This window comes from Tindallia californiensis (assembly GCF_900107405.1).
Lineage (GTDB): Bacteria > Bacillota > Clostridia > Peptostreptococcales > Tindalliaceae > Tindallia > Tindallia californiensis.
The window spans coordinates 184,269-201,552 of the sequence record NZ_FNPV01000004.1; the positions used below are offsets into that span (position 1 = coordinate 184,269).

General features: G+C 39.3%; 15 protein-coding genes. 11 read left to right on the plus strand and 4 right to left on the minus strand.

Going from position 1 to position 17,284, the window contains the following annotated elements; genetic code table 11:
* Positions 1-36: 36 nt before the first annotated feature.
* The 11 genes from hisC to proC all read left to right on the plus strand — a co-directional run bounded on the left by hisC (position 37) and on the right by proC (position 11,321).
* Complete coding sequence (gene hisC / locus BLV55_RS06795; RefSeq protein ID WP_093312709.1) at positions 37-1,137, plus strand: histidinol-phosphate transaminase; 1,101 nt, start codon at positions 37-39, stop codon at positions 1,135-1,137.
* Positions 1,138-1,150: 13 nt separating this feature from the next.
* Positions 1,151-1,753, plus strand: coding sequence for an imidazoleglycerol-phosphate dehydratase HisB (gene hisB, locus BLV55_RS06800; protein ID WP_093312959.1), 603 nt, complete (start codon positions 1,151-1,153; stop codon positions 1,751-1,753).
* Between the two features lie 89 nt (positions 1,754-1,842).
* Positions 1,843-2,451 (plus strand): imidazole glycerol phosphate synthase subunit HisH, encoded by a 609-nt coding sequence (gene hisH / locus BLV55_RS06805; RefSeq protein WP_093312711.1) that lies wholly within the window; start codon positions 1,843-1,845, stop codon positions 2,449-2,451.
* Complete coding sequence (hisA, locus tag BLV55_RS06810; RefSeq protein ID WP_093312713.1) at positions 2,445-3,158, plus strand: 1-(5-phosphoribosyl)-5-[(5-phosphoribosylamino)methylideneamino]imidazole-4-carboxamide isomerase; 714 nt, start codon at positions 2,445-2,447, stop codon at positions 3,156-3,158. The genes hisH and hisA overlap by 7 nt, the downstream gene beginning before the upstream one ends.
* Positions 3,155-3,910, plus strand: coding sequence for an imidazole glycerol phosphate synthase subunit HisF (gene hisF, locus BLV55_RS06815; RefSeq protein WP_093312714.1), 756 nt, complete (start codon positions 3,155-3,157; stop codon positions 3,908-3,910). The genes hisA and hisF overlap by 4 nt, the downstream gene beginning before the upstream one ends.
* A 16-nt stretch (positions 3,911-3,926) precedes the next feature.
* Positions 3,927-4,586: a bifunctional phosphoribosyl-AMP cyclohydrolase/phosphoribosyl-ATP diphosphatase HisIE gene (gene hisIE, locus BLV55_RS06820; protein WP_093312715.1), complete on the plus strand. Its 660-nt coding sequence runs from the start codon at positions 3,927-3,929 to the stop codon at positions 4,584-4,586.
* A 118-nt stretch (positions 4,587-4,704) separates the two neighbouring features.
* Positions 4,705-5,250: a hypothetical protein gene (locus BLV55_RS06825; RefSeq protein ID WP_093312716.1), complete on the plus strand. Its 546-nt coding sequence runs from the start codon at positions 4,705-4,707 to the stop codon at positions 5,248-5,250.
* Positions 5,251-5,367: 117 nt separating this feature from the next.
* Entirely contained in the window at positions 5,368-6,774 is a 1,407-nt protein-coding gene (gene pepV / locus BLV55_RS06830) for a dipeptidase PepV (RefSeq protein ID WP_093312718.1), read from the plus strand.
* Between the two features lie 179 nt (positions 6,775-6,953).
* Complete coding sequence (gene cls / locus BLV55_RS06835; RefSeq protein ID WP_330386583.1) at positions 6,954-8,552, plus strand: cardiolipin synthase; 1,599 nt, start codon at positions 6,954-6,956, stop codon at positions 8,550-8,552.
* Between the two features lie 119 nt (positions 8,553-8,671).
* Positions 8,672-10,453, plus strand: a complete 1,782-nt coding sequence (locus BLV55_RS06840) for an EAL domain-containing protein (RefSeq protein WP_093312719.1) — start codon at positions 8,672-8,674, stop codon at positions 10,451-10,453.
* Between the two features lie 28 nt (positions 10,454-10,481).
* Positions 10,482-11,321: a pyrroline-5-carboxylate reductase gene (proC, locus tag BLV55_RS06845; RefSeq protein WP_093312720.1), complete on the plus strand. Its 840-nt coding sequence runs from the start codon at positions 10,482-10,484 to the stop codon at positions 11,319-11,321.
* Here the strand turns inward: proC and trhA are convergent.
* The 4 genes from trhA to BLV55_RS06865 form a co-directional block, all read right to left on the minus strand.
* Positions 11,307-11,936, minus strand: coding sequence for a PAQR family membrane homeostasis protein TrhA (gene trhA / locus BLV55_RS06850; RefSeq protein WP_093312722.1), 630 nt, complete (start codon positions 11,934-11,936; stop codon positions 11,307-11,309). The two genes, proC and trhA, sit on opposite strands and share 15 nt — an antisense overlap.
* A 32-nt stretch (positions 11,937-11,968) precedes the next feature.
* Complete coding sequence (locus BLV55_RS06855; protein ID WP_093312723.1) at positions 11,969-12,862, minus strand: acetamidase/formamidase family protein; 894 nt, start codon at positions 12,860-12,862, stop codon at positions 11,969-11,971.
* 112 nt (positions 12,863-12,974) lie between these two features.
* The gene (locus BLV55_RS06860) at positions 12,975-15,209 is read right to left on the minus strand and encodes a DNA gyrase/topoisomerase IV subunit A (RefSeq protein ID WP_330386584.1); all 2,235 of its coding nucleotides are present in this window, start codon (positions 15,207-15,209) and stop codon (positions 12,975-12,977) included.
* Between the two features lie 39 nt (positions 15,210-15,248).
* Complete coding sequence (locus BLV55_RS06865) at positions 15,249-17,225, minus strand: DNA gyrase/topoisomerase IV subunit B (RefSeq protein ID WP_093312724.1); 1,977 nt, start codon at positions 17,223-17,225, stop codon at positions 15,249-15,251.
* Positions 17,226-17,284 lie beyond the last annotated feature (59 nt).

Genomic DNA, 17,284 nt, shown 5'->3' on the forward strand with positions numbered 1-17,284 from the left:
TGTTGTGATGAAATTCCGGAAAGGAGTTTTCATAAAATGGAAAAAAGAAAAAAAGTAAATATAAAACAATTACTTCGGAAAAACATTCAGAAATTAGAACCATACCAGGTAATAGCAGAAGTTCCAGCGATTAAACTGGATGCTAATGAAAACAATTGGCTGGCTGGTTGTTTTCAGGAAAGATTGGCCGAGAAAATAAAGAACATTCCATTGCATCAATATCCAGATACAAATTGTTTGGAATTAAGGCAGAAGTTGGCAGCTGTTCATGGAATAAAAGAAGAAAATGTTTTGACCGGGGTTGGCTCTGATCAAATTATTGCTTGGTTGGTACAAGCTTTTGTCGGTTCGGAAGACCGTGTTACTACCATGAATCCAACCTTTGGAATGTATGGGATTAACACCATGATGGTGGGTGGAAAACTGATTGAAATTCCTTTAGATGAAGAGCTTCAATTTCAGCCAGAAATCTTTCTAAAATCAATTCTCGAGGAAAAACCTAAATTGGTGTTTATCACAAATCCTAACAATCCAACGGGTGGAGTTATTGAAGACTATTTGTTAAATAAATTACTGGAAGAGATACCGGAAGATGTTGTGATCGTTGCTGATGAAGCTTATTATGAATTTTATGGAAAAACCCTGGCGAATCGCATTGCAGAGCATCAGAATCTTATTGTTTTAAGAACCCTTTCAAAGGCATATGGACTGGCTGGAGCAAGGGTGGGCTATGCATTAGCGTCACAAACAATGATTGATGCGGTTTCTCGCGTGAAACCACCTTATCATATGAGTTGTTTAGATCAGGCAGCCGGATTGGTATGTTTAGATATGATGTCAGAAGTAAAAGAATCACTGGTTAATACAGTAAAATGGCGACAATATCTGGAAACCTTTTTTTCGCAGTTAAAACAACAAGGGAAAGATAAAACCTTAAAAGTATTTCCCTCCTATACAAACTTTATTTTACTGAAAACCGTTCATGCAGAAGGTTTGATAGAAAAGTTGCAAGAAAATGAGATTAGTGTTCGTGGATATGGCAAAGAAGGGATATTGGCAAACAGTCTAAGGGTGACGGTAGGAACTGAAGTGGAGAATCGGAAATTGCAACAGGTAATAGACGCATACTATGGGTAAAGGGGCTGCCGAAATGAAAAGTCGCATAGGAGAGGTAAGCAGGCATACAGCGGAAACAAAAGTAACCATACTCATTAACATGGATGGAACAGGTGAAAAAGAGATTCATTCAGGAATTGGTTTTTTTGACCATATGCTTGAACAGATAGCAAAGCATGGACGAATGGACTTAAGAGTACAGGCAGAAGGGGATCTTCACGTTGATAATCATCATACGGTGGAAGACATCGGAATTGTGTTGGGACAAGCTATTAGGGAAGCCTTGAAGGATAAAACCAATGTGGTAAGGTATGCCTGTGTTCATACACCAATGGATGAAGCACTATCCAGAGTCACTTTGGATTTAAGCGGGAGACCATATTTACATTTTGATGTTGCCTTTCAGGCAGATCGTACAGGAAACTTTGAAGTTCAACTGGTACGGGAGTTCTTTAGAGCAGTGGCACAACATGCTGGAATAACCTTACATATTACCACTCTTTATGGAGAAAATGACCATCACATCATAGAAACCATTTTCAAAGCCTTTGGCCGTGCCATGGATGAAGCTACGGTAGTGGATCAGCGAATTAATGGTCCTCTTTCGACGAAAGGAAGTTTATCTGACGACTACTAAAACTTCCTCTTTAATACACTAAGTATCTGCCTAAGTATCTACCGCTAAATGATACCCTTGGGTCAGCTACTATCATTGGAGGTGTAGGTATGATTGCTATTATAGATTATGAAATGGGAAATTTGAAAAGTGTCGAAAAAGCCTTTCATCGAATGGGCTTTGAAGCTGAGATAACAGACAAGGCATGGAAAATAAGAGATGCTGAGGCCCTTGTCCTTCCCGGCGTGGGAGCTTTTCCTGATGCAATGCACCAATTGGAAGAAAAAGGGTTAGTGACGTTGATTGAAAAGGAAGTAACTAGCGGTAAATTGGTGATGGGTATTTGTTTAGGGATGCAAGTTTTTTTTGATAAAGGATATGAAGGTGGTGAATGTAACGGGCTTGGTTTCATACCGGGAACAATACAACGAATTCCGAAAGGTGTTAAAATTCCACATATGGGATGGAATCGGCTGGACATTCATCAAAAAAATCCAATATTGAACCATATCGAAGAGAACACCTATGTATATTTTGTGCATTCTTACTATGCAGCAGATGTGCCAAAAGAATATATTCTGGCAGAGACAGATTATAATATTGAAATCCCAGCGATGATTCAAAAAGAAAATATTGTGGGGGTACAGTTTCATCCGGAAAAAAGCAGTAAAAAAGGGTTGCAGATCATTAAAAATTTTGGGGAGTTGAGTAAATGCTGATTTATCCGGCGATCGATATTAAAAATGGAAAGTGTGTAAGATTAACGCAAGGGATGAAGGAGGAAGAAACGATTTACTATCATAATCCCTGGAAAGTGGCTCTTGATTGGAAAAGCAAAGGAGCAGGACAACTCCATGTCATCGACCTTGATGGTGCCTTTGGCGGGAAAGCAGGAAATATAGAAGCCATGAAAGAAATTATTGATTGCGTGAATATTCCTGTTCAGATAGGCGGTGGAATAAGAGAAGAAGCTGATGTTAAAAGATTGATAGATATGGGCGTATGGCGATGCATTCTTGGAACAAAAGCCTTATCAGATGAAACAATGCTGAAAAGGCTATTGAAAAAATATGGTGAAAAGATCGTGGTATCTGTAGATGCAAAGGATGGAAAAGTGGCGGTAGAGGGCTGGGTCAAAGTTGAGAATGTGGATGCATTGGAGTTTGCTGGAAAACTCCAGAATCTGGGACTGAAAACCTTAGTATATACAGATATAGGGCGAGACGGAATGTTGCAGGGTCCTAATTTCGAAGCATTGAAAAGACTAAGGGAAACCGTTGAAATAGAAATCATTGCTTCTGGAGGCGTATCTTCGAAGGAAGATCTTTTGCAGCTAAAAGAACTGGGTGTTGATGGTGCTATTGTTGGTAAGGCGCTTTATGAAGGCGCCATGACATTGGAAGAAGCAGGAGGGGCGGCGTTATGATAACAAAAAGAATCATCCCCTGCCTGGATGTTAACCAAGGCAGGGTTGTAAAGGGTGTTAATTTTGTGAACCTGGTAGATGCCGGAGATCCGGTAGAAATAGCTGCTGAATATGATCGGCAAGGAGCCGATGAGCTTGTTTTTTTAGATATTACGGCATCAAATGAAGATCGGAATATAATTCTTGATATTGTTAGTCAAACGGCTGAGCAAGTTTTTATACCGCTAACGGTAGGTGGTGGAATCAGATCTGTCGATGATTTTAGAAAGGTGCTAAAGGCTGGGGCTGACAAAGTATCAATTAATTCAGCGGCTGTAAAAGAGCCGGAATTAATTAGCCGCTGCGCAGATCGTTTTGGAAATCAAGCGGTTGTTATTGCCATTGATGTAAAAAAAGATGAGCATGGAATCTACTACGTTTATGCACGAGGCGGTCGGGAAAATACAGGGAAAGAAGCAATACAGTGGGCAGTAGAGTCTGAAAAAAAAGGTGCCGGAGAAATACTGCTTACCAGTATGAATCAGGATGGCACAAAATCTGGCTACGACTTGGAAATAACCGCACAGATAAGCGAAGCTGTTAATATTCCTGTCATCGCATCTGGTGGGGCAGGATCCATGGAAGATTTCTACAAAGCATTTACAGAAGGAAAGGCAGATGCCGCGTTGGCAGCTTCACTTTTTCATTTTGGAGAGATTGACATCTCTCAGTTGAAGAGGTATCTTAAAGGAAAAGGACTTGCAATTCGATAAGGAGGATCAGTCAATCATGTGCAGTGACAGGCAGGGAACAAAGGAGGATTTATCAGAAATAACAGATTTATATTTTGATGAAGATGGATTAATCCCAGCAATTATTCAGGAAGCTTCTAGCGGCGAAGTGCTTATGATGGCCTATATGAACCGAGAATCACTGGAAAAAACTCTGGAAACCGGGACGACATGGTTTTATAGTCGTAGGCGTAAGCGCTTATGGAATAAGGGAGAATCTTCTGGGAATCAACAAATTGTCAAAGGAATACGTTATGACTGTGATGGAGATACGCTGCTGTTACAAGTAGAGCAGATTGGGGTTGCCTGTCATACAGGAGAAAAAAGCTGCTTTTATCGAGAACTTGTGGAATCAGACAGAGGAAGTGGACAACAACAAGTGCTTAGAATTCTGGAAGGGATCATAAAAGAGCGTCGGGAAAACCCTAAAGAAGGATCCTATACCAACTATCTGTTTGACAACGGTCTGGATAAAATATTGAAAAAAGTAGGAGAAGAAGCGTCAGAAGTGATTATTGCTTCTAAAAATGAACATAGTGCTGATTTAATCGGAGAAATAAGCGACCTGATTTATCATATGATGGTACTGATGCAGGAAAAACAAATTACTCTGGACGATGTTTCTGAAGAACTGATGTATCGCCATCAAGGAAGGTAGTGAAAAACGAAAAAGCCCTGGTAATCGGGCTTTCTTTTGCTTTAAACAATATGGTAAAATGGTATCACTGAAGAGAATTTTTGTTTTTGATGATTTATCTGTACAGGGAGGTTGATTCATGAGTAAAAAAAGAAAATTACCTGCCCTTATTGCTTTTTTGGTGATTATGATTTTAATGGCATTGATGGTATGGCAGCAATGGGAAATTAGCAAGATGCAGCAAGAGATACATTTAGTGCGCAATGAAATTGATAAATACGAGAGGTATCTGGCCAGATATCAAGAAGATTTTCAGGTAATCTATCAGGACACTCGACAAAATCTTCTGGAAAACTGGTTAAATGAAGAGCTGGAAAAAAGATATCAAAACTTGTCAGAGCAAAGCTTAGCAGAGCTAAAAAAACAATTGGAGATGAGAGCGGAAGATCAACAGGCTTCGTTTTGGATACCGGGTGAAACTTACGGATTAGTTGTTTTTCAGTATTATGGGACTTCATCTGAAGCATACCAGGCTCGTTCTGTTATGACCAGACCATATCATCTTCATGTTTACCTTGAAAAAGATCAACCTTCCGGATTTAACGGGACTCGACAAGGTCATTTGATGATTCTAAAGCTGGAAGGAAGTTATCCGCAACAGTTTTTGCAAATATTAAAATGGTGATGGTAGAAAATTATTTAAAATGAAATGATATTGTAATGATTTTTGTAAGCGTAAGCCACTATACTAATAGATATAGTGGCTTACTGTATAAACATAGAACGAACTGGAGGGAAGAGGATGAAAGATGCAGCAACAATAATTGCAAATGATCGTGAAAAAATCGTCCAAACGGTATGTGATCTCATCAGAATTAAAAGTGTTAAGTCTGCAGAAATGCCGGGAAAACCCTTCGGTGAAGGTGTTAATCAGGCATTAGAGTACATGTTACAAGAAGCAGAGAATATTGGCTTTAAGACAGAAAATGTGGATGGCTATGCAGGACATGTAGACTATGGAGATGGGGAAGAAACCGTAGGGATACTAGTCCATTTAGATGTTGTTCCGGAAGGTGAAGACTGGGTGCATCCACCTTTTGGAGGAGAAATCCATGAAAATAAGATTTACGGAAGAGGTGCTATCGATAATAAAGGACCAGCCGTAGCTTCTTTATATGCATTAAAAGCGATAAAAGAAATGGGAGTGGAGACTAAGAGAAAAATAAGAATCATTTTTGGTACGGATGAAGAGTCTGGCTGGAAAGATTTGGAATATTATTTTCAACACTATCCGAAACCGGACCTTGGATTTAGCCCGGATGCCTCTTTTCCAGTGATTCATGGAGAAAAAGGGATACAAATATTTAATTTACTATATACCATCCAGCAGGATGAGCAGCCAATACAACTTGTCCGCATCAAAGGCGGAAATGCGTCGAATATGGTAGCTGACCGATGTGAAGTCGAACTATCAATGGCTGAAAATATTAAGCAAATGCTAGGGAACGATTTAGAAGAGTTCATTAAAAAAACAGGATATGATTTAGAACTAGAGCCTGCAGGTGAAAACATGGTTATTAAGGCTAAAGGGATATCAGCCCATGGAAGCAGGCCGGAAAAAGGCGAAAATGCTATTTCTCACTTGCTTTTATTTTTGGCACAATGCCCTGGTTTGAATGAATCATTGAAAAAATTTGTTACTTTTTATGAAGAAAAAATAGGAGTAGAAGTAAATGGTCAGTCAATAGGCTGTGGCTTTGAAGATGATCTTTCAGGAAAACTTGTCTTTAATGTGGGTAAAATAGAGATGAATCAACACCAGGTAACGCTTAGCGTTAACACTCGATCTCCGATTACCGTAAAGGCAGAATGTGTTTTCGAAGGCGTTAAAAAAGAATTAAAGGCAACTGGGGTTCAATTAGAGATCGAGGAAAATATTGACCCTTTATATGTTCCTGTAGAAGATGAACTGGTTACACAATTAATGGAAGTGTATAGAGCTGAAACGGGAGACATTAAAAGTCAGCCCATTACCATTGGAGGCGGAACCTATGCAAGAGCTCTTCCGAAAGCAGTGGCCTTCGGCGCTTTATTTCCTGGACAGGAAGAACTGGCACATCAAAAAAATGAATGCATTGAGATTAATGATCTAATAAAAATGACCTTAATTTATGCAAAAGCCATAAAAGCTTTGGTTAGTAAAAAATAGAAAAAAAGAGTCAATAACTCCTCCTAATTAAGAGCGGTAGCAAGGCCGTAAATCGTGTGGAGGAGTATTTTGTGTACGTTCAAGGAACCGTATGAATGCTGAGATAGATAATTATCAATTGACTCAGTAGAAGGAATAAGGTAAATTGATAGTAGAGATCATGCAAAGGAGATCAGATGATGCCTGACATTAGCAAGCGCTCTCATAAAACACTACGCATTCTTCGGAAAATGTTAATGCCAAGAACTTTTTTTTTGATGATTGCTTTATTGGGTCAAATGATTATTCTAACTGGTGTGATTAGTCGATTTAATCAATACTTCGCACAGTTTTATGCCTTTAGCTTATTTTTAAGCTTAGTTGTTTTTTTATGGGTAATGAACAGTCAAATAAATCCAGCTTATAAAATTGCCTGGATTATTCCGATATTGCTGTTTCCAATTTTCGGAGGATTATTTTACCTATTTTTAGGTAGAAGCAGAATGAGTCGCAAAGTTTCTCAGAGAATGAAAGCCTATGAAATGGCAACGATGAAGGCCTTGATGAGGCAACGAAGCAAATCAGAAGATTACCTTCGGCAAATCGAGGATTCGAGGCAGGATGCTGCAATACAGGCACGTTATATCAATCATTACGCAGGATATCCACTGTACCCGGAACAATATAATCAATACTTGGATGCGGGAGAAGTTAAATTTGAAAAACTTTTAGAAGAACTGGAAAAAGCAGAACGTTATATTTTTATGGAATACTTTATTATTGAAGAAGGGTTGATGTGGAATCGAATTTTAGAAATTCTTAAAAAAAAGGCAGACGCAGGTGTGGATGTGCGCCTTATTTATGATGACGTGGGTTGTTTGTTTACACTACCGCACGGTTATGATAAAAAAATGGAAGAAATGGGAATAAAATGCTGTATTTTTAATCCTTTGGTTCCTGTTTTATCCTTAAGACAAAACAATAGAGATCATCGGAAAATAACCGTTATTGATGGAACTGTAGCCTTTACAGGTGGAATTAATCTGGCTGATGAATACATTAATAAAATAGAAAAGTTTGGACACTGGAAGGATACGGCGATTCTGATGAAAGGTGAATCTGTATGGAGTTTTACGGTGATGTTTTTATCGATGTGGGACTATCTTAGAGATGTCAGTGAAAATTTTGAACAGTTTAAGCCACGCCAAATCCCATCGAAGGATCAATCAAGAGAAAAAGAAACGACGAGCAAAGGATATATTCAACCCTTTGCCGATAGTCCACTAGATCAGGAACCGGTTAGCGAAACCGTATACCTTAACTTAATTTACCGTGCGCAAAAATATGTATATATCACAACACCTTACCTTATTTTAGCTAATGAAATGGTGACAGCACTTTGTGCGGCAGCTAAAGGTGGCGTGGATGTCCGCATTATTACGCCTCATAAATGGGATAAACGGTTGGTTCATGCCGTAACGCGGACATTTTACAAAGCGTTAATTCAAAGTGGTGTTAAAATCTATGAATATACACCGGGGTTTATGCATTCCAAAACCTTTGTAGTAGATGACCATTATGCAGTAGTAGGCACGATTAACATGGATTACAGAAGCCTTTACCTGCATTTTGAATGTGGTGTTTGGATGTTTGATACGGAATGCATTGCTGAAATGAAAAATGATTTTACGGAAACCTTAAAAGTGTGCCAGAGAGTAACGATGGAAGAGTATAGGGAAAGAAAATGGTATAAAGTGTTAACAGGATCTATACTGCGGATCTTTGCTCCTATGCTTTAAAGAGGACAGACAATATACTTGGAATAAAAGAGATGCATGTGCCTTTAATAAAAGAAAAAATCATTCTACTACTTTGTTGAGACGGAACAATATATGCAGAGGAAGGTGCGGTAATATACATGCTCAATGGCAGGGAAGAAAAGCCGAAGGTTGAATACCAACAGCTAGTAAAAGAAAATGATTACCTGAAAGAAAATTGCGAAAAATACCAATTGATTTTAGAAGGTGCCAATGATGGCCTTTGGGTTTGGGATTTGGAAAAGGATGAATATGAGGTATCGGCTAAAGATAGGGAGCGATATGCCTTTAGTCAGCATGAAGAAAAAAGTAATAGCATTGAAGAGTGGAAAAGATTACTTCATCCACAGGATCGGAAAAAAGCACAAGAAACCCTAGATTGTTTTTTATGGTTTGGTGAAGGCATCTATGAAAGCATCTATCGGTTGAAGGGTAGGGATGGCAAATATTACTGGGTACTCAGTAAGGGTGTTGCCTGCCGGAATAAAAGTGGAAAAGTAATTCGGTTAGCAGGATCACATACCGATATAACGCAGCAGATCGAGTTGGATAATAAACTTTATCGATTGGCATATTACGATCAACTGACACGTCTGGCTAACACAGAGAAACTGAGGGAAATTTTTGAAGTTGAGAAAGAAAAGGCAAATAAGGATAAGCAAATGGCGCTTCTGTATATCGATATTGACAACTTTAGCTATGTTAACAATACGATGGGATTTCGTGTAGGGAATGAAATGATTAAACAAACAGCCTGTATGCTGGAAAGTTACTTTGGAAGTGAACATTATGTGGCAAGAACAAGTGCCGATGAATTTATTGTACTTCTTCAAGGTTACAAAACAGATGACGAGTTAAAGCGACAAGTTGATCATTTTATGGAAAAAGTTGCAACCCAACCCTTTTATGTCAAAAGACAGCCAGTGATACTGACTTTTAGCGTGGGAGTGGCGGTATTTAATGAACACGGAAATGCATATTTTGACTTACTGCAAAAAGCCAATACAGCATTATTTTGTGCGAAGCGTAATGGGAAAGATCAGTGCGTTATTTATCATGAAGAAATGGAATCCTACGCCTACAATTATATCGATAAAATTCAGCAGATACGTTACGGGATAGAAAACCAAGAGTTTCGGGTATATTATCAACCGATTATTGACGCTGAAAAAACGATATTATCAGGAGTAGAGGCTCTAGTACGATGGTACCATCCTTACGATGGGCCAATTTCTCCCGGCCAATTTATCCCTGAGGCAGAACAATCAGGTCAGATTGTTCAAATCGAAAAATGGGTAGTGGAGGAAGTGTTTCAGCAGTGTCAAAAATGGACAGAAAAAGAAGAAATGCCTACCTATGTGTCGATTAACCTTTCAGCCAAAGGGCTTATTGAAAAAAATATTAACCAGTTCCTGGAAAACTTACTGTCAAAATATCCGATAGATCCGGGAAGTATTGAGTTTGAAATTACAGAAACAGCTTTGCTGGATCAGATTGACCAGACATTAAAAACACTGCACGACCTAAAAAAGCAAGGCTTTCGGTTAGCTTTAGATGATTTTGGAACAGGATATTCTTCATTAAACTATTTGAACAGATTACCAATTGATCGGATAAAGCTGGATAAGTGTTTTATCAATACAGTTGAAGAACAGGAAAAAGACCGGATGATGGTGGAAGCAATTATTCAACTTTCTCACAAAATGGGTCTGAAAGTGGTTGCTGAAGGCGTAGAGACAGAGTCGCAACAAAAGGCTTTGAAAAATTTGAAGTGTGACTTTATGCAAGGCTATTACTATGGAAAGCCACAACCTTTTAATAACTGGGAAACCTATTTAACACAATGGAGTTTCTGTTTACAAAGTGTTCTTAATGGGCACTAGTGAAATCAAGAGAATGAGGTGTGTCATAATGGAAAGAAAAGTTGGTTTTATTGGAGCAGGAAATATGGGTTCTGCAATGATTGGTGGCATTATTAAGGCTGGATTTACCGATCCGCAGAATGTTTCCGTCTTTGATCCTAAAGAAGACCAGGTTGCTTTTCTAGGTGATCAATACGGAATTAACAAGGTGGATTCGGTAGAATCATTGATTCAGGATAGCCATCTTCTGGTGTTGGCTGTGAAGCCCAACCTGTACCCGACGGTCCTCAAACAGATTAAAAAACATTTAAGGACCACACATATTATTATTACGATAGCCGCAGGCGTTTCTCTTAGACAGGTGGAAGAAATTATCGGTAAATCCTATAAAATTATTCGCACCATGCCGAATACCCCTGCCTTGGTTCAACAAGGGATGGCTGCTTTATGCCCTAATGAGCAAATGAAAGAAAAAGATTTTCAGCTGGTAGGCGAGTTGTTTAATAGTTTTGGTAAATGGGAAAAAGTAGATGAAAAACTGATTGATACGGTGATTGCTGTAAGTGGTTCGGCACCAGCCTATGTATTTATGTTTGTGGAAGCAATGGCCGATGCGGCTGTTCAAGGTGGAATGCCTAGAAAACAGGCATATCAGTTTGCGGCACAGACGATCATGGGAGCGGCATCGATGGTGATGGAAACAGAAAAGCATCCGGGAGAATTAAAAGACATGGTTTGTTCTCCCGGAGGTACTACTATCGAAGCGGTAAGAAGTTTGGAAAAGAGTGGATTCAGAAGTGCTATTATAGAAGCGATGGTTGATTGCATGAATAAGGCAGATGATATGAATGCCCAATCATCGAAGCATTCATCCTCAACGAATGGCTAAGAAAACGAGAAAGTAATGAAAAACTCCTCCAGCAAGAATAAAGATATGAAAGATCTCGTGGAATCCAAAGCCGGGTGTGATCACCGGCTTTTTTAATGCGTAAAAGATGGCTCCGATGGTAAAGGAAACACCACCTGCAAAAAGCATGACGATGGAAGAAAGGTTCATGGCCATCATTAAGGGCCTGATGGTAAAAATAGCTGACCAGCCCATCAGCAGGTAGATAGCTGTATATAATAAACGAGGTGCTTTTAGGTAAAAAAACTTAAAGAAGAAACCCGTTAATACGAGAGACCATTGGAAGATAAGGATTCCCCACTTTAAACCACCTGATAAATAAGCCCAGACTACCGGGGTATAGGTTCCGGCAATCATAACAAAGATAGCAAAATGGTCTAACTTACGCCAGAAAGAAGATTCGCCCTCTTCTTTCTTGTGATAATGGTAAAGAGAACTGGCTGTGAACAAAAAGGTCACCGAAACACCATAAATCAGCGCTAATAATCGATAAGAAAACTGTTCTCTGGCTTGGAAAAGAAGGATGATAGCTCCTACAGCGGCGGCTACAGCTCCTCCTAAGTGAGTATAGAAAGATATTCGTTCAGATGATTTCATAAAGAAACACTCCTTGTATAAACATTATTACGTCAAGATTCCATTAATGACTGAAATACTTTTTTTGGTAAAGCATATCGAGCCGTCAGCAAAGGATCTACCACTTGGCAAATTTCTGTGTTTCCAGCGACACTAAGCAACATACCGGCTTCGTTAAAGGAGATACCAGTCCTAGTCATTAGCATTTGATGCATGGATTCTGTGGATATTTTAACGGCTTGAAGTAAATCTTTGTGTGAAGCAATTGTATAATAATGAGTTTCATCTTCTAAAAAAGGATGAGTTAAAGAAAAAGTTTCTTCTACTGTAACTCTTACAGAAACCCTCCCTCCAACTTCTAGTCCAGAAACCATGATTTCACCATCACCTATCAATGCATGAAGATCGCCGATTGAAAGCAAGGCTCCTTCAACGAAAACGGGTAAATAAAGAGTGGATCCAGCTCTTATTTTTTTGTTATCCATATTACCACCATGTTCTCCTGGAACACCGCAGGCAACCGGTTCGTTTTTTGCGGCGACTCCGATAACACCGATACTTGGTGTAACGGGGAGGTTGAGTTTTTCGCTAAACTGGGCGATATTGTTTTTAATAGGGATTATCTTAATTTCAGACGTTGTTACGGAATCTCCCAGCAATCCAGCTCCTGGAATGGCAGCCATTACTCCCTGCTGATCAATAGTGATCGAAAGAATCTCTACTTTCAACACATGACCTGGCTTGGCATTTTCAATGTAAAGAGGACCAGTAGCCGGATTAATTCGGTTCCAGTCTAACTGATCAATGGATTGATGTTCATTATGAATCTGGCTTTGGAAACAGTCATGTGTTTCAAAGATAACCTCACTGCCTGAAGAAACTTTTAAGGCAGGTGTTTCATAAGCACCCAAGGCAAAGACGGAATGACATTTACTAATCTGTAACATGAAAAATCCCTCCTTGTTTTTCTCGAATATCTTTAGTGACAGCTTTATTATAACGCAGAAGTGTCAGATATCAAAGTGCAAAAAAAGACGATAAAAATTATCGTCTGGTAAATTAAGTGTCCATATTCTCCTCTGAGCCTGGAAGTAGTTCAAGTAAAGAAATATTTTCGGAGGCTTCAACTCTTTCAGCAAGACTTAATGAATCTGTTTTCTTTAAGTAAGAGCCAACGGCGGGTACATTAGCATGATAATAATCAGGGTCTTCCAGCTGTACTTGTTCTAAAGTAAGCATAGCAATTAGTTCGCTGTTCTTTTTAGATTTGAGTACCTGTACCCCCAAAGAATGGCGGGTTGCTTTTGAATTAATTTGTGATGTGTTGAAAACAAGTACCTTATTGATGCTGCTGACAGCCAGCAATGTTTCGTCCTGCTCCAGAAAACGAATACCTCGCAGTGGTTGAGAAGCAAAGGCATTTGCAAGAACTTTACGATTGGTTTTCGTTTCGTAAGCGGAAAGAGGAATTTTTGCCATTTTACCATTTTCATAAGCAAAAAGCATATGACCGGCATAGTCAGAAGTAGTAACCATGTAAAGCATTTTTTCATCTGGTTCCGCGGGTACTAAATTTGGCAGATAAAGACCCAAGTCGCTGGTTTTAAGGTCTTCTATTTCGTAAAGTTTCAGTTTATAAGCTTTTTGAGCAGAAGAAAATAGAATCAGATCATCCTTATTTTCTCCTTCAATCTCCTGGATTATATAGTCTTTTGGTTTTAATTTATGGTCAAAATTACCTCGCAGAGAAGTGGATGGAATTTTTTTAAGATAGCCATCTCTTGTTAAAAATACTTTAAGCTTATAATGACTGATCATAACAGCAGGAGAAGCTTGAGGAATATCTTCTCGATCGATTATTTTGGTGCGGCGTGGTTGACCATGGTGATCGCGAACCCTTTTTAGATCATTAATAATATAAGCTTTCTGCCGCTCAGGGCTTTCTATAAGAGCTTCTAAGTCAGCGATAGATTCTCGTAAGCTTTTTAGTTGTTTGGTTTGTTTTAACAGATATTCTCGGTTCAGATGTCGCAGCTTGATTTCGGCGATATACTCTGCCTGAACTTCATCGATGGTGAAGGCGGTCATTAGGTTAGGCACTACTTCTTTTTCTTTCTGTGTCTCTCGAATAATTTGAATAGCTTTATCAATATCCAAAAGAATTTTTTCAAGACCTTTCAGTAAATGCAAGGTTTTTTCCTGTTCTGTTTTTTCGTAGGCAAACTGCCTCTTCAAACAATCTTGTCTGAAGAAGAGCCATTCTTTCAAAATTTCAAGGACGCCTAACACTTTTGGGTGTCCATTGACAATGAGATTAAAATTACAGCTAAAAGTATCCTGTAATGAGGTTTGTCGAAAAAGACGGGTCATTAACTGTTTGGGATCTGTATTTCTTTTCAGATCCAAGGTTAGTTTTAATCCTTTTAAGTCTGTTTCATCACGGATATCGTTTACTTCCTTCAATTTACCCGCCTTCATTAAAGCAACCATTTTTTCCATGATTGCCTCTAAGGTGGTGGTGTAAGGGATTTCGATAATTTCAATACAGTGATCTTCCTTGTTGTACTGATAAACAGCCCGTAAGGAAAAGCTGCCATGACCAGTTCGGTAGATGCGTTCCAGCTCCTGCTTATCATAAAGAAGTTCTGCGCCAGTAGAAAAATCCGGAGCTTTAAGTAAGGAAAATACCTCTTCTTGTTTATCCTCTAGGAAGGCAATTGTTGCATCGCATAGTTCTGTAAGGTTGAAGGAACAAATGTTACTGGCCATACCAACGGCAATTCCCTGGTTTGGATTAGCTAAAATGCTGGGAAAAGTAACGGGTAATAGCACAGGTTCTTTACTGGTATTATCATAGTTTGGAACAAAGGGAACCGTATCTTTATTAATGGCCTGGAAAAATTCGGAAGCCACTGGCATCAGCTTTGCTTCTGTATAACGTGGGGACGCAAAGGCCATATCCCGGGAGTAGCAACGTCCAAAATTGCCCTTGCTTTCAACCAGGGGCATTAGAAGACTTTCGTTTCCTTTGGTCATTCGAACCATGGTTTCGTAGATTGCCATATCGCCGTGAGGATGAATCTTCATCGTTTGTCCCACAATATTAGCAGATTTGGTAAGGTTCCCCTTTAAAAGGCCCATACCATACATGGTATAAAGAAGTTTGCGATGAGATGGTTTTAAACCATCTATTTCTGGGAGCGCCCGTGATATGATAACGCTCATGGCATAAGGCATATAGTTGGTTTCAAGTGTTTCTAGTACATCAAGTTTTTGGATGACTGGTTCTTTCAAAACGATCTTCCTTCCGAGTTAAAGGGTTAACATATAGCATTAATCCAAATCTGCCTGGGCGATATAGGCGGGGCCTTTATCGGTAATAAACAGCTTTCTGCCTGGCAGGTTATTCCCAAGCAAAACATCAAACATCTCTCTCGTTTTAGCGGCTTCGGCAGGGGTTACCTGTATGAGACGCCGTGTATCTGGATTCATGGTAGTTTCCCACATCATTTGCGGCTCATTTTCTCCTAAACCTTTGGATCGCTGTAACTTGTAAGTGCCCTTAATGCTTTTTAGCAGCTTGTTTTTCTCCTGTTCTGTATAAGCGAAGAAGGTTTTTTTGGCTTTAAGATCTGTAATTTCATAAAGCGGTGATTCGGCGATATAGACGTAGCCCATCTCGATCAGTTTGGGTGTTAATACGTAAAGCATGGTTAGAATAAGCGTACGTATTTGATATCCATCTACATCGGCATCTGTACAGATGATGATTTTATTCCAACGTAGTTTGTTCAGATCAAAAGTTGCCAGGTCGGAATGACGAGATTTGATTTCGACGCCGCAACCCAAAACCTTTAACAGATCAACGATAATATCATTCCCAAAAATTTGTGCATAGGAAGCCTTAAGGCAATTAAGGATTTTTCCTCGGACAGGAATGATAGCCTGGAAATTTGCATCGCGTCCCATTTTTGTTGCACCAAGAGCCGAGTCTCCCTCCACGATAAACAGCTCTCTTTTTTCAAGGTCTTTGCTACGACAATCCACAAATTTCTTAACCTTGGTTGCCATATCCATCTTTCCGTTAAGCTTTTTCTTGATATTCAAGCGTGTCTGTTCAGCGGTTTCTCGACTTCTTTTATTTGTAAGCACCTGGTTAAGAATTTTCTCTTTGTCCTGCCGATTTTCTGTGAAATAGATTTCTAATTTTTCTTTTATCAATGCGGTCATTGCTTGCTGGATAAAAGTGTTGTTAATGGATTTTTTTGTCTGATTGGCATAGCTGGTCATGGTAGAAAAAGAGTTTGCAATTAAAAGCAAGCTATCCTCTATATCGGTAAACAGCACTTTTTTTTCATTTTTTCGATAGAGGTTTTCATCTTTAAGAAATTGATCAATGACGGCAACCAGAGAATTTTTAACAGCACGGTCCGGAGCACCACCATGCTCTAAATAGCTGGAATTATGATAGTATTCAATACGAGGATAATGATTATTAAAACAGAGCGCAATTTCCATTTTTACTTTGTATTCTGGCTTATCTTCCCGGTCACGGCCAGCCGTACTCCTGGAAAGGTATCGAATTTCTGTCAGCTCCTGCTCCTGACTGAGTTCTTTGATATAGTCCATAATGCCTTCTGGATAGTAATAGGTAAAACTTTCGTCGGTCAGTTCATCGTAAAAAACAAAATGAACTCCTGCGTTGACAACCGCTTGACGTTTGAGGGTTTCTTTGAAATACTCCTGATTAATATCGATTTCTGTAAACACGTCCAGGTCAGGCAACCAATGGATTCGTGTACCTGTGTCTTTGTACAGGGCTTTTTCTTTTTTTAACCCACCAATATTATGGCCTTTTTCAAAACGAAGGTGATAGCGATGCTTATCTCTTAAAACTTCAACATTCATCCAGGACGCTGCAAATTGGGTAGCGCAAGCACCTAATCCATTTAGGCCGAGGCTGTATTCGTAGGTAAGTCCCTGGATATTTTGATATTTTCCTCCTGCATAAAGTTCGCAAAACACCAGTTCCCAATTAAAACGATCTTCTTTGGGGTTGTATTCCAGTGGGATTCCACGACCATAATCGACAATTTGAATGGAATGATCCTTGAAACGACTAACTTCAATAGTATTTCCGTAACCTTCACGGGCTTCATCGATACTGTTGGCAAGAATTTCAAAGACGGCGTGTTGACAGCCGGCAATGTCATCTGAACCAAAAATAACCCCTGGGCGGAGCCGTACTTTATCCGGTCCTTTCAGGGATGAAATACTTTCATTATTATATGCTTGCTGACCTTTTGCCATTGTTTCGGTCCTTTCTTACTCTTTATTCTTAAAAATAAGACCTTTGTCCTATCTTTACT